This is a genomic window from Acinetobacter sp. SCLZS86 (assembly GCF_021560715.1).
GTDB classification, from domain to species: Bacteria; Pseudomonadota; Gammaproteobacteria; order Pseudomonadales; family Moraxellaceae; genus Acinetobacter; species Acinetobacter towneri_A.
In genome coordinates, this window is record NZ_CP090864.1 from 2,722,959 (window position 1) to 2,743,000 (window position 20,042).

The 20,042-nt window shown below is 42.6% G+C and carries 26 protein-coding genes; 5 read left to right on the plus strand and 21 right to left on the minus strand.

Annotation, left to right across the window (positions count from 1 at the left end; genetic code table 11):
* The first annotated feature begins 97 nt into the window (after positions 1-97).
* The 4 genes from LZP46_RS12990 to LZP46_RS13005 all read left to right on the plus strand — a co-directional run bounded on the left by LZP46_RS12990 (position 98) and on the right by LZP46_RS13005 (position 3,814).
* Entirely contained in the window at positions 98-2,137 is a 2,040-nt protein-coding gene (locus tag LZP46_RS12990; protein ID WP_236094048.1) for a M3 family metallopeptidase, read from the plus strand.
* A gap of 40 nt (positions 2,138-2,177) precedes the next feature.
* A complete protein-coding gene (locus LZP46_RS12995) occupies positions 2,178-2,387 on the plus strand; it encodes a YheV family putative zinc ribbon protein (protein ID WP_394804451.1) in 210 nt (69 codons plus the stop codon).
* Positions 2,388-2,408: 21 nt separating this feature from the next.
* Positions 2,409-2,819, plus strand: coding sequence for a hypothetical protein (locus LZP46_RS13000; RefSeq protein WP_236094050.1), 411 nt, complete (start codon positions 2,409-2,411; stop codon positions 2,817-2,819).
* Between the two features lie 101 nt (positions 2,820-2,920).
* Entirely contained in the window at positions 2,921-3,814 is an 894-nt protein-coding gene (locus tag LZP46_RS13005; RefSeq protein ID WP_236094051.1) for a DMT family transporter, read from the plus strand.
* A gap of 99 nt (positions 3,815-3,913) precedes the next feature.
* Here LZP46_RS13005 and LZP46_RS13010 read toward each other — a convergent pair whose 3' ends face one another.
* The 5 genes from LZP46_RS13010 to LZP46_RS13030 all read right to left on the minus strand — a co-directional run bounded on the left by LZP46_RS13010 (position 3,914) and on the right by LZP46_RS13030 (position 9,191).
* On the minus strand, positions 3,914-6,121 hold the full coding sequence (locus tag LZP46_RS13010; RefSeq protein ID WP_236094052.1) for a TRAP transporter large permease subunit: 2,208 nt from the start codon (positions 6,119-6,121) through the stop codon (positions 3,914-3,916).
* Positions 6,122-6,341: 220 nt separating this feature from the next.
* Positions 6,342-6,923, minus strand: coding sequence for a rhombosortase (rrtA, locus tag LZP46_RS13015; RefSeq protein ID WP_104853260.1), 582 nt, complete (start codon positions 6,921-6,923; stop codon positions 6,342-6,344).
* A gap of 103 nt (positions 6,924-7,026) precedes the next feature.
* Complete coding sequence (locus tag LZP46_RS13020; RefSeq protein ID WP_004974758.1) at positions 7,027-8,073, minus strand: hypothetical protein; 1,047 nt, start codon at positions 8,071-8,073, stop codon at positions 7,027-7,029.
* A gap of 445 nt (positions 8,074-8,518) precedes the next feature.
* Positions 8,519-8,941, minus strand: a complete 423-nt coding sequence (locus tag LZP46_RS13025; protein WP_179997378.1) for a protein YgfX — start codon at positions 8,939-8,941, stop codon at positions 8,519-8,521.
* Complete coding sequence (locus LZP46_RS13030; protein WP_004974752.1) at positions 8,934-9,191, minus strand: FAD assembly factor SdhE; 258 nt, start codon at positions 9,189-9,191, stop codon at positions 8,934-8,936. The genes LZP46_RS13025 and LZP46_RS13030 overlap by 8 nt, the downstream gene beginning before the upstream one ends.
* A gap of 185 nt (positions 9,192-9,376) precedes the next feature.
* Between LZP46_RS13030 and LZP46_RS13035 the strand changes: the two genes are divergently transcribed.
* A complete protein-coding gene (locus tag LZP46_RS13035; protein WP_236094053.1) occupies positions 9,377-10,549 on the plus strand; it encodes an acyl-CoA dehydrogenase family protein in 1,173 nt (390 codons plus the stop codon).
* A 75-nt stretch (positions 10,550-10,624) separates the two neighbouring features.
* Here the strand turns inward: LZP46_RS13035 and LZP46_RS13040 are convergent, their stop codons facing one another.
* The 16 genes from LZP46_RS13040 to rplE form a co-directional block, all read right to left on the minus strand.
* The gene (locus LZP46_RS13040; protein WP_236094054.1) at positions 10,625-12,115 is read right to left on the minus strand and encodes a flavin-containing monooxygenase; all 1,491 of its coding nucleotides are present in this window, start codon (positions 12,113-12,115) and stop codon (positions 10,625-10,627) included.
* A 200-nt stretch (positions 12,116-12,315) separates the two neighbouring features.
* Complete coding sequence (rplQ, locus tag LZP46_RS13045; RefSeq protein ID WP_004974746.1) at positions 12,316-12,681, minus strand: 50S ribosomal protein L17; 366 nt, start codon at positions 12,679-12,681, stop codon at positions 12,316-12,318.
* 18 nt (positions 12,682-12,699) lie between these two features.
* Entirely contained in the window at positions 12,700-13,707 is a 1,008-nt protein-coding gene (locus LZP46_RS13050; RefSeq protein WP_004974745.1) for a DNA-directed RNA polymerase subunit alpha, read from the minus strand.
* Between the two features lie 17 nt (positions 13,708-13,724).
* Entirely contained in the window at positions 13,725-14,351 is a 627-nt protein-coding gene (rpsD, locus tag LZP46_RS13055) for a 30S ribosomal protein S4 (RefSeq protein WP_004786890.1), read from the minus strand.
* A 12-nt stretch (positions 14,352-14,363) separates the two neighbouring features.
* Positions 14,364-14,750, minus strand: a complete 387-nt coding sequence (gene rpsK, locus LZP46_RS13060) for a 30S ribosomal protein S11 (RefSeq protein WP_001040166.1) — start codon at positions 14,748-14,750, stop codon at positions 14,364-14,366.
* Positions 14,751-14,769: 19 nt separating this feature from the next.
* Positions 14,770-15,126, minus strand: coding sequence for a 30S ribosomal protein S13 (gene rpsM / locus LZP46_RS13065; protein ID WP_004974734.1), 357 nt, complete (start codon positions 15,124-15,126; stop codon positions 14,770-14,772).
* Positions 15,127-15,233: 107 nt separating this feature from the next.
* Positions 15,234-15,350: a 50S ribosomal protein L36 gene (gene rpmJ, locus LZP46_RS13070; protein WP_000867907.1), complete on the minus strand. Its 117-nt coding sequence runs from the start codon at positions 15,348-15,350 to the stop codon at positions 15,234-15,236.
* Between the two features lie 20 nt (positions 15,351-15,370).
* On the minus strand, positions 15,371-16,690 hold the full coding sequence (gene secY / locus LZP46_RS13075) for a preprotein translocase subunit SecY (protein ID WP_171257418.1): 1,320 nt from the start codon (positions 16,688-16,690) through the stop codon (positions 15,371-15,373).
* A gap of 45 nt (positions 16,691-16,735) precedes the next feature.
* On the minus strand, positions 16,736-17,176 hold the full coding sequence (gene rplO / locus LZP46_RS13080; protein WP_004974728.1) for a 50S ribosomal protein L15: 441 nt from the start codon (positions 17,174-17,176) through the stop codon (positions 16,736-16,738).
* Positions 17,177-17,179: 3 nt separating this feature from the next.
* Positions 17,180-17,356, minus strand: coding sequence for a 50S ribosomal protein L30 (rpmD, locus tag LZP46_RS13085; protein WP_004786899.1), 177 nt, complete (start codon positions 17,354-17,356; stop codon positions 17,180-17,182).
* A gap of 6 nt (positions 17,357-17,362) precedes the next feature.
* Positions 17,363-17,860: a 30S ribosomal protein S5 gene (gene rpsE, locus LZP46_RS13090; RefSeq protein WP_004974725.1), complete on the minus strand. Its 498-nt coding sequence runs from the start codon at positions 17,858-17,860 to the stop codon at positions 17,363-17,365.
* A gap of 2 nt (positions 17,861-17,862) precedes the next feature.
* On the minus strand, positions 17,863-18,213 hold the full coding sequence (rplR, locus tag LZP46_RS13095; RefSeq protein WP_004281497.1) for a 50S ribosomal protein L18: 351 nt from the start codon (positions 18,211-18,213) through the stop codon (positions 17,863-17,865).
* A gap of 14 nt (positions 18,214-18,227) precedes the next feature.
* Positions 18,228-18,761: a 50S ribosomal protein L6 gene (gene rplF / locus LZP46_RS13100; protein WP_004974722.1), complete on the minus strand. Its 534-nt coding sequence runs from the start codon at positions 18,759-18,761 to the stop codon at positions 18,228-18,230.
* A 16-nt stretch (positions 18,762-18,777) separates the two neighbouring features.
* Positions 18,778-19,173 (minus strand): 30S ribosomal protein S8, encoded by a 396-nt coding sequence (gene rpsH / locus LZP46_RS13105; RefSeq protein ID WP_004974720.1) that lies wholly within the window; start codon positions 19,171-19,173, stop codon positions 18,778-18,780.
* A gap of 12 nt (positions 19,174-19,185) precedes the next feature.
* Positions 19,186-19,491, minus strand: a complete 306-nt coding sequence (rpsN, locus tag LZP46_RS13110; protein ID WP_004825185.1) for a 30S ribosomal protein S14 — start codon at positions 19,489-19,491, stop codon at positions 19,186-19,188.
* A 9-nt stretch (positions 19,492-19,500) separates the two neighbouring features.
* Entirely contained in the window at positions 19,501-20,037 is a 537-nt protein-coding gene (rplE, locus tag LZP46_RS13115; protein WP_004974719.1) for a 50S ribosomal protein L5, read from the minus strand.
* Between the last annotated feature and the right edge of the window lie 5 nt (positions 20,038-20,042).

Sequence of the window (20,042 nt, forward strand, 5' to 3'; positions counted from 1 at the left end):
CACCTTGATTAGCTAAATCTGCCCTTTTGCCTTGATTTCAGCCCTCAAAAGCCCTACATCTATTAATCATGAAAGAAATTTAGATGGCACTCAAAAAATGAAATTACAGCAAGCAACTTTACCTGTTCCACAGTTTGATCAAATTACACTGGCAGATTTAAAAGAAAAAATTGAGCATGCTATTCAGCAGGGACAAAGCTTTTTAAATAAGCTGACTGCAGTACCTGAAAGTATTACGGCGCAATTAAATGTTTTAGAACAGATTGATCAGCTCGAAAATAATATGAGCGAAGCATGGGGCGTGCTGTCACATTTAAATGCGGTCATGAATAATACTGAAACCCGTGAAATGTATCAGGCGTTATTACCCAGTTTAAGTGACTACTATACTCAATTGGGTCAGCACACGGTGTTATATCAAAGCTATCAACATATTCACGATGCCAACACCTTTAAAGATTTGCCCGCTGCACAACAAAGCGCAATTCAACTGGCCTTGCGTGACTTTAAACTATCAGGCGTGGCCTTAGAAGGCGAAGCCAAAAAACGCTATGCTGAAATTTCAGCACGTTTATCGCAACTGTCATCAGACTTTTCCAATCATGTTTTGGATGCTACTCAAGCCTATTACAAAGTATTATCAGAAGATCAGCTCAAAGGTTTACCGCCAAGCAGCATTGAATTGCTGAAACAATATGGTCAGCAACGCGAATTGGAACAAGCTGTGGCAACACTGGATATTCCTGCCTATTTAGCCATTATGACCTATGCCGATGATCGTGCTTTGCGCGAAACCTTGTATCAGGCATACACTACTCGCGCGTCCGATCAATCAGCCCAGTCTGAATTTGACAATACCCCGATCATGGAAGAAATCTTGCGTTTACGTCAAGAAATGGCGCAATTGCTCGGTTTTAACAACTATGCAGAATTATCCCTTGCCAGCAAAATGGCACCAAGTGTCGAAGCAGTCGATCAATTCCTGCGTGAACTGGCAGAACATGCTCGTGCACCTGCAGAACAAGAAATTGCCGAACTCAAAGCCATTGCTGCCCAAGATGGGATTGATACCTTACAACCGTGGGATACAGGCTACTATTCTGAAAAATTAAAATTACAGAAATTTAACCTTTCACAAGAAATGTTAAAGCCATATTTCCCTGCACCAAAAGTAGTTGAAGGTCTGTTTAGCATCGTTAAGCGTTTATACGATGTCGATATTATTGAGCGCGCTGCCCCTGTTTGGCATCCTGATGCACGTTATTTTGAACTTGAAGAGCAAGGTCAAGTGATTGGTGGTTTTTACTTTGATCTATATGCCCGTACCGGCAAACGCGGCGGCGCATGGATGAGTGGTTTCCGCTCCCGCTTGCAATTGGCACAGGGTTTACAAAAACCAATTTGCTATATGGTGTGTAACTTTACCCCACCTGTGGCAGATCAACCCGCGCTTTTAACCCATGATGAAGTCATTACCCTATTCCATGAGTTTGGACATGGCTTACATCACATGCTGACCGAAGTGGATAATATTGCTGTGGCAGGTACACACGGTGTCGCTTGGGATGCGGTGGAGTTACCAAGCCAATTCATGGAATTCTGGGCTTGGGATCAAGACAGTTTAGATATGCTTAGTGCGCATATTGAAACCCAAGACACCCTGCCTGAACACCTGCTTAAAGCGCTGTTAGATGCACGCTTCTTCCAATCGGGAATGCAAAGCCTACGCCAAATTGAATTTGCGCTGTTCGATTTAAGTATTCATCGCAGCAACCCTGCTTTAAATGCGGAACAGATTCAAGCCATGCTAGATGACATTCGTCAAAACTATGCCGTTGCACCCACTACAGCTTACAACCGCTTCCAACACAGCTTCAGCCATATTTTCGCAGGCGGTTATGCTGCAGGATATTATTCATACAAATGGGCAGAGGTTTTGGCCAGCGATGCCTTTGATCGCTTCGAAAATGAAGGGCTATTTAACACCGAAACTGGCAAGCAGTTTAGACAGTTTATTCTAGCAGTTGGCGGAAAAGATTCAGCGCTTGACGCATTTATCAATTTCCGCGGACGCGAGCCAAAAATTGACGCACTATTACGTCATCAAGGTTGGACGAACATAGTCAAAAGCGCTTAAACTAAGACCTTTAGATGAAGTTAGGGGAGTCGTGATGACCATTAAACGTCGTTTCATTGCAGGCGCAAAATGTCCAAAATGTCAGGCGATAGATCGGGTTGTCATGCTCACCGCTGGCGAAGCTGAATGGATCGAATGCATCGAGTGTGATTATACGGAAAACCGTCCGACACATATTGATGAACCTGAAATCCCAGAGGTTTCAGATGAAATTGGGGTGATCCAGTTTAAGCCGCGTCAGTCAAAGTAAAACAATAAGGTTCAACAACGCATGACTGAAGATCAACGACATAACCCTAAGCTTTTATGGGCGATTACGGGCGGGTTAATTATTGTCATTATTGCCGTATTTATCTTTCAATGGATGGGCGATAGCGACAATACTGCGTCTATAGAAACTGCCCCAACTACGGCGCCTGTAGCGAAAACTGCACCTGCTGAAGCAACGCCATTGCAAGAAGATGAAGCAGCACCAAAACAGTTGGTCACAGAAGATTTACTCAAAGCACCTGTCTCTGAAAATGCAGCCCTTGCAAAAGAAGAAGCGGCTAAATTAGATGACATTCAAAATCAGCTGAATGATCAACGTGCCTTATTAAAACAGCAACATAGTGATGCCGATGAGTTGATTAAACTAAAAGAGGAGCAAATCAAAATACTGGAAGCCCAACTGGCACAGTAAACCTTCTCTGCTTCACATCAGTCGTTTTAAAATACGATAAAAGGTCAGTGTTGTAGCCGATTTAAGCTAGAATAGCCTGAGGTTATTCTGGCTTTATTTGTATGACATCTTCTGGTTCTGCCCAACAAAATTTGCTCAAAGCAATTATGCTGTTGACCTGCTCTGCCTTTCTGTTTTCGCTCATGGGGGTCTGCGTTCGTTACGCCTCAGAAACGGTAGATAATGCCACTGTAGTATTTTTCCGTAATTTTATTGGTTTGTTTATTTTTATCCCGCTCATTTTCAATAAAGGCTTAGGCTTTTTTAAAACCGAAAAGTTATGGATGCACACTTGGCGTTCGGTGGTCGGCTTAACCGCCATGTATGGTTTTTTCTACGCGATTGCCAATCTAAAACTGTCCAATGCGATGGTCTTTACCTATTCATCGCCTATTTTTATTCCCTTAATTGCATGGCTATTCCTTAAAGAAAAAATCACCAAACCGATGCTATTGGCTGCGTTCATTGGTTTATTTGGCGTGTTATTTGTCGCCAAACCCGATGCAGGTATGTTTAATAGCATGTCCGCAATTGGACTCAGTGCCAGTTTTTTAGCAGCGATGGCTTTTGTCACGGTACGCGCCCTGACTCAAACCGAACCGCCTGAACGCATTGTGTTTTATTTTTGCATGATTGGGACACTCATTTCTGTTGTACCGATGTTTTGGTCATGGCGTCCCTACAACTTAAAAGAGTTGAGTTTTTTAATTGGCGCAGGATTACTGGCCAATATCAGTCAGATCTTTATGTCCAATGCCTACCGTCTTGCCCCTGCAGGGCAAATTGGCCCTGTAAATTACATTGCGATTATTTTTGCAGGGATTTGGGGCTTTAGCTTTTGGCATGAAACGCCAGACTTATTTAGTTTGATTGGCTTTGCCCTGATTTTGCTTGCCATTATTTTGTGCAGTCCACTGTTACAAAAACACCTGAATCATCACTCCCCGCATTCATAATGCTGTTTTGTATTCCCTGCATATCAACCTATTAAAAAAACACCGCATAGCGAACTACAGGGTGCTGTTAAATAATAAGATGACAGTGATTAAGTATGCTTATTCATACCAGCCGAATAGGTTAAATGCATACGGTGCATAGGCAATAATCAACATCGCAGGAAGCATCACAATCATAGGCAAAATCCAACGCTCAAAGCGATAATAGAACGATTTATGACGAACTTCTGCATCGGCTGCAGCGACTTCTTCATCTCCAATCGACTGCCTTGCCAATAAGTGATTCAGCGCTACAGGTGGCGTCACATAGCCTAATTCAAAACCAACTAGGGTAATCATCCAGAAATGCACAGGATGAATCCCATATTGATAAGCCACAGGTGCAACCGTTGCAGAAATTAGAATCACCGCACCAAATGGATCCATAATCATGCCCACAAAAATCATCAGGGCAACAATCAGGCTAATCACAATAAAGATGCTGCTAATGTCTGTTGGAAACGCTTCCATAATTTCAATGCGTTCTAAATAGCCGCCCACACTGACTGAAAGCGCCATCAAAATCACCAATGCCCCAATATGTCCCACCGTTTCACTGGTAGATAAATGCAGTGCTTTAAAAAAACCATATTGACGCAATGGTGAATCAGGTGCGGTCAATAATGAATGCTCAGATGAAGCTGTTGTCTGTTGTGCTGTAGGCTTATGATCAAAACTCTGATCCCACTGCCCCATGGCTGGAATAGGTGCAGGTTCATGGCGCAATTTATCAAATAGCACCATCATCAATAAAATAACCGGCATCATGACAGGAGCAGTAAATTCATTCATATTGGTGTCTAAAGCATATTTATAGAACAGCCAAATCAACACAAAAATAAGGATATAGGGCATTACAGGGCCAATAGCACGTAGGGACAATGGCGCAGCTATTCTTGGTGCAGCAATGCGGAATTTATTTTCAGCAAAGAACAACGAAATCACTAAAAACAGGGTTGAAGTCAAGAGGAACACATACAAACCATAGTGATACAGCATGTCTGTTGTAACTTCTTTGTTCAGCGATGCCACCACAACAATCAATAGGCATGGACGAAGCACGACCCCCATTGAACCCGACATAGCTGTTGCCGCCAGTGCAAACTGACGTCGTCCACCCGCATTCCAAACTTCTTTATAAATGATCGCACCTGCAGCAATAACAAAAATCCCCGATGCACCGGTATAAGCTGTCGGCAATGCAGCGGCAATCAGAATCAGCCAGGTTAAGGTTTCAGGTGCCAAATTCCACGGACGTAGAATATTCAGGAACAAATCCACAATTCGGGTTTGTTTGAGCAACATCCCCGCCCAAACAAACAAAGCCAAGTTCAGGAAAATACTGGAGAATTCGACAAGTTGCCCCAAGTAAATCCCTTGCCCCATCGGATAATCCATTAGGAAAGTAAAGGAGAAACCTGTACTAATTGCCATATAGGCATACAAAGGCACGCTCAGGAACGCAAGACCTAAACTGCCGCCTTCACGGGTTGGCGCGGGTGGCTTAATGAGCTGGAATAAACTAATCAAAGTCAGAGTTGCAAACAGAATCATCCACATCCAGTAAATGATTTGCGTTTCACCACTCATCGGTACGCCTGAATTGAGTACTGAACGATATTGACTGATACTTGACGAGGTTAAGAAACCATTCGCCACCACCATTAAGGTCGAATACACCTTGAAGTCAATTTTGGTCGCAGGGCCACGTAAACCAATGTGATGGGTCTTTAAAGTGGCACTAATTGCAGCAAAGACCACCATCAATACCAATAAAATGGCACGGTTTTCAGTACCAAATTTAAAAATACCAAAAAAAGAGGTTTCAATGGTTCGATACATTTTCAAGCTTGGATGGGCTTGAATATGCTGAATCGCCTGATCATGAAATTGAAATTTTTCTTCACAAATTTGTTTGGCTGCTAAAATGGAAGCGCGGACATCTGATTCAGAGGCAGTACCAAAAATATCGGCAAACTCATCAGCAGCATTGGCTTGCATTTGGGCATGTACTTGTGCATCGATATCGGGGTTGCGTTCGCAGTCAGGTGCAGTGGGTTCGGCACGCAAAAATGAATACTGCATACCCGTTGCAGGGTCACCGTATAGGCGTTCACCCATGCGCAACAACTGACCATGTACCATTTCACCTGTACCAATAATAAGTGTCAGTAGCAACAAGATCAAAATAACGAATGTAGAAATCCATTCTGTCCATATATGTCTGAGCAAAGCCAAGCCAGACCTGCGTTGTCCGTTATTGTGCATATATTTTCCTGTTTTTATTCTGCGCAGAAACCGAGACTCTCGAATTTCTGTCTATCCTTATTCAACGGAATGTCCATCTTCCATTGAGCATTTTTGTATTCAGTTTAAATGTGCATGAGCGTCGTTATTTTTAAAATGACAATATAGATTTTCTTTTAAGTAAAAATGGTCAATTGTGAGATTTTATGTGAGCCCTTTTTGCCATCATTTTGATGTAATTTTAATGCGGATCAATGCAATAGGCCCAAATAATATAAGCCAGTGCAAAAATTACTCCCCAAATCACCCCCAATAAATGTGCCTCAACTAATACAGGACTCCCGATTAATTCTGCTGTACCCAAACTGCCCACGGTATTTTCCCAAATCAGTTTAGATAAAATAAGCAGCAAGACCAATGTGGCAAAGCCACGTTCTTTTTTATAAAGCAAATGCACACATGCCACCGCCACATAAGCACCATGCAACACCCCAGAAAGTCCTGCATAGGCATCAATATCGGCAAGGAAGTAATAGAAACTCAGACTAATCGCTGGCGGTAGTACCAACAAAAGCGCCACAAAGTGCCATACTTTGGCATGCGGAAAAATAAAAGGTAAACAGGCAAACGCGATCATATTGAGTAAATAATGAATCCAGCCCACATGCACCCAATGCCCTGTCCATAAGCGCCAAAATTCATCCAATAAATGTGTAGACCAATAAATAAAATGCTCTGCAAAAATCTGCAAACATGCCGAAACCGACATACATGCCGCAATAAACACAATTTTTCGACTGAGAAATTGAGATGAATATTGCATAGGCGCTTGCATCCTCCAAATTATTCTTGTTATGTGCTTCGGCAAACGGATTGCCCAATCCTAAAACTTCTTGTCTATATTGAATTGGGCAATCTTGATATTTTTACAATTGAGCTGCCGTATCCTCATTAAATAAATCATCTAATTCAGATGAATCATCTTGTTCATCCCAGAAACGTTGCTGATCACCAGTACGCACACCTGTATGTTCAGTCCAGTAACGGTCTGAAATTCCTTGTACCATGCTTCCTGCCATGGCATCAATCAATTTAAATTGTGGATTTACAGGTTTTTCGTCACTGCGTGCATTAGAAAAGGCTTTGAGTGCATCGCGGATTTTGGCATCTTCACCACTGGCTTGGGCAGCAACCGCATATAAAGCGTGTGATAAACGCACCCCTTTATTTTCACCAATTTGCATCGACTGCTTTAAGGTTTGATACGGATCAGGTTTGCCATCTCCCGCACCTGGAAGCAAAGTCCAAATTACGGCACGTGTAGCCTCTGGTGCGCCCCAGAATTTTTCATTGTTTAAACAGGTCATACCACGTTCAACAATCGCGGCAATATCTTTAGGCACATGCACTGCCCCGCCTGAATTAATATCATTGGTCATGGCTTGCAAGCCACTCAACATCCCCAACATATACACAGTTTGATCAATATCACTGTTCATTTTTGGACAACCTTCGCCCAAAGGTTTCCGATATTTCTTTTCCCAACGATGCTGAAACAATTGATAGCCTGTGTATTGGCGCTGTGCCGCCAAAGCCGCCCAACGTTTTTGCTGAATCCGCGCATCTTGCGCTTCGCCCACTTGCCCTGCTTTTGCTGCACGTAAATAACGCAATTCAGCATCCAAAGCTTTTTCTTCGGCACAAATACCCGCAGCCGAATACATTAGTACCGCAACACGGGTTGGGTCTGCGCCCATATCTTTAGTCGCCATAATGGCAGGGGTTAAGGAATTACCAGAATTACACACCATTTCAGCATCTTCCATCGCTAAAATTGGCGGCACAATATGTTTTTCAGTAAATCCAAGTGCGACATTGGCACCTGTTTTGATCACTTGTGAACAACCTGATAATAATAAACTTGTGATTGCAAATACGGCCACACCCTGGCCTATTTTTTGGACTTGCGACATTTTCCTGTCCTCTATAATTGTGTTTATGTCCATTGCAACAAACATAGCAGAAGCAATATCTGAATAAAAGCGTCTACTTGCTGCTTCAGATGGATAACTTTGCCATGTTTTAAAGTGACTAAAATTGACTGAAATCTGTCATCCGACAAAATTTAGGCAAAAAAAAGTAGCATTGCGACGGTTCAGCACATGCTACTTATTAACTGATGCCCAATTCGGGCTTATCTTAAAAAATCTTTCGACTAAATTTAAATCTGCACATTTCAGGAATCTGATTTGTATTGATCTACACTTGTCTGGAATGAATATAACTAAAAATAGGGATATGTGTAATCTTTTATGCCAATATAAAATGACTGATCAGGACACGAAAAATAGATGATAATTTTATCTTTATGATACTTATAGTTTTTTATTATTATAAAAATATACAGCTGTCTGTAAATTAGAGCATTTTCGCCAATATTTTTAGAGCCTTCCATTCCGCCTTGGAAACCTGATCACACCAAATCACCAGAGGTTTAAAGGCTTGCTGAAATTCCATGACGATATAAATTTGATGATCTATCACTTGACGCAGTTGCACACGCTGAATTTCAATTTGGCGAGCTGTGCTTTTAATCTGTTGTGATACTACACGAGGCGCGAGATAGGAAATTGACCATTCACGGTCATCTAATTGATCTAAACCAACAATTCGGTTTGCACGAACAAATTTAAAATATGTCCAGCCCATAATGACAATACATACAACGCTAAGCCATGGCTTTAACACTTGTAGTAAAAGCCAAACGATGAGTAGAGCGATCATCAGCTGAAACACTATTGCGATGACACTAGGTTTCAGCTGAAACTGCTGCTTAGCCATGCACATAATGCTTTAGTTTACGGATAAAATCTTTCAACTCAGGACGTGGTGGCTCAGACACTTCCATAAACCAATCCAATAAATCTGGGTCTTCCTGCTCAACCAAATCGGCAAACATTTGTTTTTCTTCCGCACTGGCAGTCAAATAATGATTTTTCACATACGGGTCAAAATAGACATCAATTTCCTTTAAACCACGACGGGCACGGTAAATCACTTTGCGTTCTTCTAAGCTGATGTCATCACTCATGCGGTTTCCCCATTAAAATTAAACTCAGGCTAGTTTAACCGACCCCTTTTAAAGTTTCGATGACTTTTATGCAGCATTGACCAAAAGCATCATCTTTCATTTGCAATTGAAACTTTTGCACCTTGTTGCCCCCTATAAATTCTTCTAAGGTGAATTCAAAATAACAACATCAGGAAGATAAAACCATGCAATCTGCCGCAATTCGCCCCATTGCCAATATGTTACCGCGCACCTTATTCAGTGCTGAACACGACAGTTTTCGTGATTTGGTACGAAAATTCTATTTGCAAGAAGTCACCCCCCATACTGAAAAATTTGAAACGCAGCAGCATGTAGATCGTGAGCTTTGGCGTAAAGCAGGTGCTTTGGGTTTGCTGTGTAGCACCATGCCTGAAGAATATGCAGGTTCAGGGGTAGACCGCTTATACAGCATGATTTTGATTGAAGAACAAGCTTATGCAGGCGACAGTGCCACAGCTTTTTCACTGCATTCAGATATTGTCGCCAATTACATAAATAACTTTGGCACGACTGAACAAAAACAACACTGGTTACCTCGTATGGCAACTGGCGAAGTGATCACCGCGATTGCGATGACTGAACCCGGTACAGGTTCAGACCTACAAGCTGTACGCACCTCTGCGGTATTGGAAGGTGATGAATACGTGATTAATGGTTCTAAAATTTTTATTACCAACGGCTATTTGTGCGATATGGCGATTGTGGTGTGCAAAACCGCGAACACAGAAAAAGGTTCAGCCAACCTGTCTTTAATACTGGTAGAAGCGGACCGTGCGGGATTTAGCAAAGGCAAACCACTGAATAAAATTGGCATGAAAGGTCAGGACACTTGCGAATTATTTTTTGATAATGTCCGCGTGCCTCGCAGCAATTTATTGGGCACAGAAGGCATGGGCTTTATCATGTTGATGAAAGAACTGGCTTGGGAACGCTTGATTGTCGCGATAATTTGTCAAGCAGGTGCGGAAGCTGCTTTTGCGCATACACTGCAATATACTCAGCAACGACAAGCCTTTGGTAAAAGTATCCAAAGCTTTCAAAATACACGCTTTAAACTGGCAGAATTACGCACCGAAATTGATTTTTGTCGTGCTTTTTTAGATCAATGTATGCTGTCACAACTTCGAGATCAACTCAGTGTCGAAGCTGCTGCAGCTGCCAAATATAAAATTTCAGAGATGTATTCCAAAGTGGTAGATGAATGTCTACAACTGCATGGTGGCTATGGTTATATGCTTGAGTATCCAATTGCACGTGCTTACTTAGACAATCGGGCCAATCGTATTTATGCAGGTACCAATGAAATTATGAAAGAGCTGATTTCACGTTCTTTATAAAATATCCACCTCAACATGAAAATGGCGCAAGCAATTTTAAATTTCTTGTGCCATATTATTTTTGCACCCGACAATTTAAGATACTAATTTAGGTTTACGCAGCTGTACAGGCACAGCTTGTTTGAACTTTAAAATACCATCTTCAAAACTTGCCTGTTTTAAGGTTTTGCGATCTTCTAAGTAATTATTTGTCACTCGCCATGGTGCATGTTTGCCTTGCTTCGGCATCACATCAGCAGCACGTGCGATATAGCCCGAACTCAAACTGCCCATTACCGTATCTTCCAATAACTCAGTTTGATCACCTTGAGGAATTACCTCGTCATAACCTTGTCGATCCATATAATTGAGCAAACGACAAATATAATCAGCAGCCACATCCACTTTCAGTGTCCAAGACGCATTAATATAGCCAATAATCATTGCCATATTTGGCACATCACTGATCATCACACCTTGATACAGCATGTGCTTCGATGTGTCCAAAGGCACACCATCAATTGTGGCCTGAATACCGCCTAGAATTTGAATATTCAAACCAGTAGCAGACACAATAATATCAGCATCCAAATGCTTACCTGATTTTAATTGCACACCAGTTTCGGTAAATCTTGCAATTTGATTGGTTTCAATCGAGGCATGGCCTTCGCGCAAAATCTTAAATAAATCACCATCAGGCACGACACATAAACGTTGATCCCACGGATTATAATGTGGTGTGAAATGTTTCATATCCACCTTGCCTTTGAGCTGCATTTGGATGGATTTCAACAACAAAGTACGCAGTAATTTCGGCTGCTTTTGCGCCAAAGCATAAATGGCGCGTTGCATGCCAATGTTACGTGCACGGGTGATTTTGTATGCAACATCTTCAGGAAAAACTTTACGCATTTGCTGATAAACGAAGTCCATTGCAGGCACAGAAGCTATATAAGTCGGTGAGCGTTGTAGCATGGTGACATGCGCTGCACCACCTTTCGACATAGCAGGTACCAAGGTAATGGCTGTTGCACCACTGCCTATAATTAACACCTTTTTACCACGATAGTCTAAATTCTCAGGCCAGTGCTGTGGGTGGATAAATGTGCCTTTAAACGCATGTTGATTCGGAAAGTCTGGCTGAAAACCATGATCGTAATTGTAATATCCTGTACAGCCTATAACAAAATTAGCCACCCAATTTTCAATCTGTTGCACTGCATTTTCTATGCGTAACGTCCACTTACGTTTTTGAGAATCATAATTAGCTGATAGCACACGATGCTGAAAATGAATTTTTGAATGCAAGGCTTTTTCTTGAATGACTTCCGCTAAATAGTCTTTAATAGATGCACCATCGGCAAGTACATTGGTTTTTTTCCAAGGTTTAAAATTATAACCAAAGGTCGACATATCCGAATCGGAACGAATGCCCGGATATTGAAATAAATCCCAGGTACCTCCAAAACTTTGACGACGCTCAATAATTTCAAAAGAACGCTGTGGGCACTTTTGACTCAAATGTGCAGCTACACCAATGCCCGAAATCCCAGCCCCAATAATTAATACATCAACCTGCTTATCCATGTTTATTGTCCAGCTTGAATGATGTTTTTTATTAAAGCACAGATTTGACAATACACAATGTCAAGTTCAACAAAAGTTACTAAAATTTATATCAATTCGGGACAATTTCATCATTTATTGATATTCAATATATTTTTTTCATAAAAAAAGACCGGTAAAACCGGCCTTTTTCTGAACAACGTGCGTTATTCTTGACGAAATTATTTAACTTCGCGATCTACAAGCTCAACGTAAGCCATCGGTGCAGCATCACCCGCACGGAAGCCCGCTTTAAGAACACGTAGATAACCGCCGTTACGCTCTTTGTAACGAGGGCCAAGAACGGTAAATAATTTACCAACAGTTGCTGCTGAACGAGTACGAGCAAACGCTAAACGACGGTTTGCTACTGTATCGTTTTTAGCTAAAGTGATTAAAGGCTCAGCAACACGACGTAATTCTTTTGCTTTAGGAACAGTTGTTTTGATTAACTCGTGTTCGAACAAAGAATTAGCCAAGTTTTGGAACATCGCTTTGCGATGGCTGCTTGTACGGCCTAATTTCACACCACTATTACGATGACGCATGGTGATAGTCCTACTTAATTAACGGCTACGATAGGCGAAACGATCGTCCATACGGAGACTAGCCGGTGGCCAGTTCTCTAAACGCATGCCGAGCTGTAAGCCTTTAGAAGCCAGAACATCTTTGATCTCTGTAAGCGATTTTTTACCCAAGTTAGGCGTTTTAAGTAGCTCAACTTCGGTACGCTGTACAAGATCACCAATGTAGTAAATATTTTCTGCTTTCAAACAGTTAGCAGAACGAACAGTAAGCTCTAGATCATCTACTGGACGAAGCAAGATAGGGTCAACTTCTTCACGAGGCTCTTGAGCAACAGGAGCTTGATCTTTCTGAAGATCAACAAAAATTGCAATTTGTTGTTGCAAGATTGTTGCCGCTTTGCGGATCGCTTCTTCTGGATCAACTGTACCATTGGTTTCAAGATCAATGATCAACTTGTCAAGGTCAGTACGTTGTTCTACACGCGCATTTTCTACGATGTAAGACACACGTTTGATTGGGCTATAAGAAGCATCTAACTGCAAACGACCTACAGGGCGAGTTTCGCCTTCTGGGAAACGTGAGTCAGATGTTTCATAACCACGACCTTGAGCAACTTTCAGGCGCATTTTTAAATTGCCTGTAGCACTTAAAGTGCCGATCAAGTGTTCAGGGTTAACCACTTCAACATTATGAGGTAAACGAAGGTCTGCAGCAGTAACATCGCCTGGACCTTGTTTTTCCAATGTCAAATAAGCTTCATTTTGATCGAACAGCTTAATAGACAATCCTTTCAGGTTCAGCAAGAGCTCGACGATGTCCTGCTGCAAGCCTTCCAAAGTACTGTACTCGTGCTCGACACCTTCAATTTCAACTTCTACCACAGCTGCGCCAGGTAAAGAAGAAAGAAGGATGCGACGTAAAGCATTACCAAGAGTATGACCAAAGCCACGCTCTAATGGTTCTAGAATAACTTTTGCCGAGGTCCCGCTTGCCGCTTCGACCTTGATCGCTTGCGGAGTTAGAAACTCATTTGCAGTACGCGTCATTATTGCTACCTCAAGGATTATTTAGAATACAATTCTACAATCAAGCTTTCGTTGATTTCAGCAGGTAAATCAGAACGATCTGGTGCAGCTTTGAACGTACCTTCAAGCTTAGAATGGTCAACTTCCATCCATGAAGGGATACCACGTTGAGCAGCCAATTCAATTGCGTTTTTAATACGTAATTGTTGTTTTGCACCTTCGTGAACTGCAATTACATCACCAGCTTTAACTTGAATAGACGCAATGTTAACACGACGACCATTTAAAGTAATGCTACGGTGAGATACAAGCTGACGAGCTTCTGCACGTGTAGAACCAAAACCCATGCGATAAACAACGTTATCAAGACGGCTTTCGAGCAATTTCAACAAGTTTTCACCTGTTGCGCCTTTCACACGAGCAGCTTCTTTATAGTAGTTACTAAATTGACGCTCTAAAACACCGTACATACGACGTACTTTTTGTTTTTCACGTAATTGTAGTGAGTACTCAGATTGCTTACCACCACGAGCCCCGCCATGTTGGCCAGGTGCTTTAGCGTGTTTTTTAGTTTTGACGTCAAAAGGTTTAACGCCAGATTTAAGTTGCAGGTCTGTCCCTTCGCGGCGAGAGAGTTTGCATTTTGGACCAATATAACGAGCCATGAATGTTTCTCCTTACACGCGACGTTTTTTAGGTGGACGGCAACCGTTGTGAGGGATTGGAGTCACATCGGTAATGCTGTTAATTTTATAACCCACTGCACCTAATGCACGAACCGCAGACTCACGACCTGGACCAGGACCTTTAACAAGGACGTCCAAGTTTTTCAAACCGTAATCTAAAGCTGCTTTACCAGCAACTTCAGCAGCTACCTGAGCAGCGAACGGAGTTGATTTACGTGATCCACGGAAGCCTTGTCCACCTGAGGTAGCCCAAGCCAGTGCATTACCTTGACGATCGGTAATGGTCACAATGGTGTTATTAAAAGAAGCGTGAATGTGTGCAACACCTTCAGAGACGGTACGAGTGACCTTCTTGCGTGTGCGAGTATCTTTAGCCATCTTTTAGCTTCCAGAAATCTTATTTCTTAATCGGTTTGCGCGGACCTTTACGGGTACGTGCGTTAGTTTTGGTGCGTTGACCACGGACAGGCAAGCTGCGACGATGACGAAGACCGCGGTAGCAGCCTAAATCCATTAAACGTTTAATGTTCATGGAAATTTCGCGACGTAAGTCACCTTCGGTCGGAACCTTAGCAACTTCTGCACGAATCGCATCAAGCTGAGCGTCATCTAATTCACGGATCTTTGTCGTTGGCGCGATACCAGCAGCAGCTAAGATAGTCTTAGCAGTGTGACGACCAATACCAAAGATATAAGTGAGAGAGATAACAGCGTGCTTGTTATCCGGAATGTTTACACCGGCAATACGAGCCATTCAATTTTCTCCAAAAAGGCAGTTAAGATAATCAACCGCCCCACAAAAATCTTGAGGGGCGGATAATAACCTAATTAGCCTACTGAAATCAACAGGTCTTAATCAAATTAACCTTGACGCTGCTTATGACGAGGTTCTGCGCTGCAAATTACGCGAATAACCCCATTACGACGGATAACTTTGCAGCTACCACAAATTTTCTTTACAGAAGCTTGTACTTTCATGATGAAACCTCTAAGTGCGCTTATCCCTTAGGATGAGCAGTCGTTTTTCTCATTAACGTTTGATTATCGTACTGGTGCGAGGTGAGATGTGCTTGAAGCTGAGCCATAAAGTCCATCACAACCACTACAACGATTAATAATGATGTACCACCTAAGCTAAATGGAATTCCAAATGAGCTTTGTAGAATCATCGGCATTAAGCAGACTACAGTGATGTAAATCGCGCCAATAAAGGTCAAACGACTGAGAATATGATCTAAGTAACGAGCAGTTTGCTCACCTGGGCGAATACCAGGCACATAAGCTCCGCTGCGTTTCAAGTTTTCCGAAACTTCTTTAGGGCTAAAAACTAGCGCAGTATAGAAGTAACAGAAAAAGATAATTAACGCACCAAAGAGCACCAAATACAACGGTTGTCCAGGCGACAATACCAATGCCAAGTCTTGTAGACTACGCTTGATTAACCCAGCATTTGGATCAGCACTGCCGACCCATTGACCTAAGCTCGCTGGGAATAAAAGCAATGAACTGGCAAAAATTGCTGGAATCACACCTGCCATATTAATTTTTAATGGCAAATGCGTTTGCTGAGCAGTAAATACACGACGACCTTGTTGTTTTTGAGCATAGTTTACTGGAATACGACGCTGCGCCTTCTCAATAAACACAATTGCTGCAAGTACACCTAAAGACAATAAACCAAAAATTGCCAAACCAATCAGGCTTGACTGACCACTGTCAATAGATGTGAAGGATTGCATAATTAAATTAGGCAAGCCCGCAACAATACCTGCGAAAATGATCATGGAAATACCATTACCCACTCCGCGTTCGGTAATTTGTTCACCCAACCACATTAGGAACATTGTGCCTGCAACCAAAGAGGTAACAGCCGGAACGTAAAAAGCCAGACCTGACGTTAAGGTAATACCTTGACCAATCAAACCTGCACACATCCCGATCGCTTGCACAAGTGCAAGGAACAACGTACCTTGGCGCGTATATTGATTAATTTTGCGTTTGCCTTGCTCGCCTTCTTTTTTCAAGGCTTCAAGCGAAGGAACCACTGTAGACATTAACTGTACGATAATCGAAGCAGAAATGTATGGCATGATCCCTAAAGCAAGAATCGACATCCGCTCTAATGCACCACCCGAAAACATGTTAAACAAACCAAGGATTGTACCTTGGTTTGCATTAAACAATTGTTCAAGTGCGGCATTATTAATACCTGGTACTGGAATATGCGCTCCTAGTCGAAATACCAATAACGCGCCAATGAGAAACATCATTCGGCGTATAATTTCACGGTATTTCACGTGAAATGGTTGGCCTTTCATCATGTGAACATGACCTGAAGAACTAGGAGACATAGACACTGGGGATTACTCCTCGACTTTACCGCCAGCCGCTTCAACAGCAGCTTTAGCGCCTTTAGTCACAGCAACACCTTGAATAGTGAATGCACGAGTAATTTCACCAGAAAGTACGATACGAGCACGAGCCATATCTTTACGTACAACATTCGCTGCTTTTAAAGTTTCAAGGCTAACAATGTCGCCTTCCACTTTAGCAAGCTCAGATAAACGTACTTCAGCAGTTTTCAAAGCGATTTGGCTAGTGAAACCGAATTTAGGTAAACGACGATATAACGCAGTTTGACCACCTTCGAATCCAGGACGTGTACCACCGCTCTTACGTGAGTTTTGACCTTTGATACCACGACCACCAGTCTTACCAACGCCAGAACCGATACCACGGCCTAGACGACGGGCTTCACGCTTAGCACCTTCTGCAGGTGCAAGTTCATTTAAACGCAGAGTCATGGCTTATTCCTCTACACTAACCATATAGTAGACTTGGTTGATCATACCACGGTTAGAAGGCGTATCTTGCACTTCTACAGTATGACCAATACGACGCAGACCTAAACCTTTAAGGCTAAGCTTGTGATTTTTCAAGCGGTGCGATGCAGATTTAGTCTGGGTAACTTTAATCGTTTTCATGATTGATTACCCTTGAATTTGTTCTACTGAAAGACCACGTTTCGCAGCAACCTTTTCAGGAGTTGTCATGTCACGCAAACCATTGAAAGTTGCGTTGACTACGTTTGCAGCGTTAGTAGAACCACGGCATTTAGTCAATACGTTACGTACACCTGCAGCTTCTAAAACTGCACGCATAGAACCACCCGCAATTACACCAGTACCTTCAGATGCTGGTTGCATGTAAACACGGCTTGCGCCATGACGTGCATGAATCGGGTGTTGTAAAGTACCATCTGCCAATTCGATAGTGATCATGTTACGACGTGCAGCTTCAAGTGCTTTAGAAATAGCAGCTGGAACTTCACGTGCTTTACCACGACCAAAACCTACGCGACCATTACCATCACCCACAACAGTTAATGCTGTGAAAGAGAAGATACGACCACCTTTAACAACTTTGGCTACGCGATCAACGGCAACCAGCTTTTCAACAAGACCTTCGTTTTGTTCAACTTTAGCCATGATTAGAACTCCAAGCCGTTTTCACGAGCAGCATCAGCCAAGGCTTTGATACGACCATGATATTTAAAACCAGAACGGTCAAACGCAACTTTAGTTACGCCAGCTGCTTTCGCGCGTTCTGCGATTAAAGCACCTACTTTCTGAGCTGCTTCAACGTTACCAGTTGTACCAGCACGTAAAGTAGCATCTAAAGTTGAAGCTTGCGCTAAAACTTTGCCACCATCTGCTGAAATAACTTGAGCATAGATGTGACGCGGCGTGCGGTTTACACACAAACGAGTCGCACCCAATGCACGGATGTGCAAGCGTGTGCTTTTCGCACGACGCAAACGGGATTGTTTCTTTTCGTTCATAAGAACCTCGCGCCTTATTTCTTCTTAGCTTCTTTACGAAGAACAACTTCATCCGAATAACGAACACCTTTACCTTTATATGGCTCTGGTGGACGGTATCCACGGATATCCGCAGCAACTTGACCTAAAGCTGCTTTATCAGCAGATTTAAGGATAATTTCAGTTGCAGTTGGAGTTTCTGCAGTTACACCTTCAGGAAGGGTGTAATCGATTGGGTGTGAAAAACCAAGGTTAAGGTTAACAACGTTACCTTTTACCGCAGCTTTATAACCAACACCAATCAATTGCAACTTACGTTCGAAGCCTTCGCTCACACCTTTTACAAGGTTGTTAAGCACAGCGCGAGCAGTACCAGCTTGCATCCAAGCGTCTTTCGACTCAGCTTTAGGAGCAATAGCTAAAATACCGTCTTCCTGTTTTAGCTCGACCAGCGCATGCAGGTTGAAAGACAATGTACCTTTGCTGCCTTTCACTTCGACCTGCCGGCCGTTCTGAGTAACTGTAACACCGTTAGGTACAGTTACTGGGGCTTTAGCCACACGAGACATGAGGAATCACCTATTATTAAGAAACAAAAGCAATAACTTCACCACCGATACCTGCAGCACGTGCAGCGCGATCAGTCATGATGCCTTTGCTTGTAGAAACGATTGCAATACCTAAACCTTGCTTAACGCTTGGAAGTGCATCTTTACCGCGATACTGACGTAGACCTGGACGGCTTACGCGTTTCACAGTTTCAATCACTGGTTTGCCTTCATAGTATTTTAAAGTAATCGTTAATGTAGGTTTGCCTTCATTGTCAGCCACTTCTACATTTGCGATATAACCTTCTTGTTGAAGTACGTTTGCAATAGCAACCTTCAACTTAGAATTAGGCATAGAAACAGTTTGTTTCTTTGCCATTTGAGCGTTACGAACACGCGTTAGCATGTCGGCAACGGTATCTTGCATACTCATTTATAGTGCTCCTTACCAGCTTGCCTTAACAACGCCCGGTACATCACCTTGCATTACTGTGTCACGTAATTTGTTACGGCTTAAACCGAACTTACGGAAGTAACCATGAGGACGACCAGTTAAACCACAACGGTTACGAAGACGTACTGGAGACGCATTACGTGGTAATGCTTGTAACTTCATCATCGCTTCGAAACGCTCTTCGTCGCTTGCATTTACGTTTGCAATCGTAGCTTTTAATTCAGCACGTTTTGCAGCGTATTTCGCAACAGTAGCTTCGCGTTTCAATTCGCGATTAATCATACCTTTCTTAGCCATATCGACCTCTTATTTGAACGGGAAGCCGAATGCACGCATAAGCGCACGGCCTTCGTCATCGGTGCGAGCAGTCGTAGTAATGGTGATGTCCATACCACGAATTTGATCAATCTTATCGAAATCGATTTCAGGGAACATGATTTGTTCCTTGAGACCCATAGAATAGTTACCACGACCATCGAATGATTTCGAAGAGAAACCACGGAAGTCACGGATACGAGGGATCGCGATAGAGATCAAACGGTCTAAGAATTCGTACATACGTTCGCCGCGTAAAGTAACTTTACAACCAATCGGCCAACCATCACGGATTTTAAAACCAGCGATTGATTTACGAGCTAATGTTAAAACTGGTTTTTGACCAGCAATAGCTTGCATATCAGAAAGAGCGCCATCTAACAATTTCTTGTCAGCAGCTGCAGCACCAACACCCATGTTGATGGTAATTTTAGTGATGCGAGGGATCTCCATCACATTCTTAACGCCCAATTGTTCTTGTAATTGAGCCTTAAGTTCGTCGTTGTAACGTGTTTTAAGTCTGGCCATTGCCT

Excerpts from the sequence above, each read along its gene's own strand:
- LZP46_RS13050 (WP_004974745.1), bottom strand. The coding sequence starts at position 13,707 with ATGACGCGTACTGCAAATGAGTTTCTAACTCCGCAAGCGATCAAGGTC.
- LZP46_RS12990 (WP_236094048.1), top strand. The coding sequence starts at position 98 with ATGAAATTACAGCAAGCAACTTTACCTGTTCCACAGTTTGATCAAATT.
- rplR (WP_004281497.1), bottom strand. The coding sequence starts at position 18,213 with ATGAACGAAAAGAAACAATCCCGTTTGCGTCGTGCGAAAAGCACACGC.
- rrtA (WP_104853260.1), bottom strand. The coding sequence starts at position 6,923 with ATGCAATATTCATCTCAATTTCTCAGTCGAAAAATTGTGTTTATTGCG.
- rpsN (WP_004825185.1), bottom strand. The coding sequence starts at position 19,491 with ATGGCTAAGAAAGGTATGATTAATCGCGAATTGAAACGCGAAGCTACT.
- rplF (WP_004974722.1), bottom strand. The coding sequence starts at position 18,761 with ATGTCTCGTGTGGCTAAAGCCCCAGTAACTGTACCTAACGGTGTTACA.
- LZP46_RS13000 (WP_236094050.1), top strand. The coding sequence starts at position 2,409 with ATGACTGAAGATCAACGACATAACCCTAAGCTTTTATGGGCGATTACG.
- rplE (WP_004974719.1), bottom strand. The coding sequence starts at position 20,037 with ATGGCCAGACTTAAAACACGTTACAACGACGAACTTAAGGCTCAATTA.
- rpmJ (WP_000867907.1), bottom strand. The coding sequence starts at position 15,350 with ATGAAAGTACAAGCTTCTGTAAAGAAAATTTGTGGTAGCTGCAAAGTT.
- LZP46_RS13040 (WP_236094054.1), bottom strand. The coding sequence starts at position 12,115 with ATGGATAAGCAGGTTGATGTATTAATTATTGGGGCTGGGATTTCGGGC.
- rpmD (WP_004786899.1), bottom strand. The coding sequence starts at position 17,356 with ATGAAAACGATTAAAGTTACCCAGACTAAATCTGCATCGCACCGCTTG.
- LZP46_RS13025 (WP_179997378.1), bottom strand. The coding sequence starts at position 8,941 with ATGGCTAAGCAGCAGTTTCAGCTGAAACCTAGTGTCATCGCAATAGTG.
- rpsM (WP_004974734.1), bottom strand. The coding sequence starts at position 15,126 with ATGGCTCGTATTGCCGGTGTAAACATTCCGGATAACAAGCACGCTGTT.
- LZP46_RS13005 (WP_236094051.1), top strand. The coding sequence starts at position 2,921 with ATGACATCTTCTGGTTCTGCCCAACAAAATTTGCTCAAAGCAATTATG.
- rpsK (WP_001040166.1), bottom strand. The coding sequence starts at position 14,750 with ATGGCTAAAGATACTCGCACACGCAAGAAGGTCACTCGTACCGTCTCT.
- rpsH (WP_004974720.1), bottom strand. The coding sequence starts at position 19,173 with ATGAGTATGCAAGATACCGTTGCCGACATGCTAACGCGTGTTCGTAAC.
- LZP46_RS13020 (WP_004974758.1), bottom strand. The coding sequence starts at position 8,073 with ATGTCGCAAGTCCAAAAAATAGGCCAGGGTGTGGCCGTATTTGCAATC.
- rpsE (WP_004974725.1), bottom strand. The coding sequence starts at position 17,860 with ATGGCTAAAGTTGAACAAAACGAAGGTCTTGTTGAAAAGCTGGTTGCC.
- rpsD (WP_004786890.1), bottom strand. The coding sequence starts at position 14,351 with ATGGCTCGTTATATTGGTCCAAAATGCAAACTCTCTCGCCGCGAAGGG.
- rplQ (WP_004974746.1), bottom strand. The coding sequence starts at position 12,681 with ATGCGTCATCGTAATAGTGGTGTGAAATTAGGCCGTACAAGCAGCCAT.
- secY (WP_171257418.1), bottom strand. The coding sequence starts at position 16,690 with ATGAAAGGCCAACCATTTCACGTGAAATACCGTGAAATTATACGCCGA.
- rplO (WP_004974728.1), bottom strand. The coding sequence starts at position 17,176 with ATGACTCTGCGTTTAAATGAACTTGCACCTGCAGAAGGTGCTAAGCGT.
- LZP46_RS13035 (WP_236094053.1), top strand. The coding sequence starts at position 9,377 with ATGCAATCTGCCGCAATTCGCCCCATTGCCAATATGTTACCGCGCACC.
- LZP46_RS13010 (WP_236094052.1), bottom strand. The coding sequence starts at position 6,121 with ATGCACAATAACGGACAACGCAGGTCTGGCTTGGCTTTGCTCAGACAT.
- LZP46_RS13030 (WP_004974752.1), bottom strand. The coding sequence starts at position 9,191 with ATGAGTGATGACATCAGCTTAGAAGAACGCAAAGTGATTTACCGTGCC.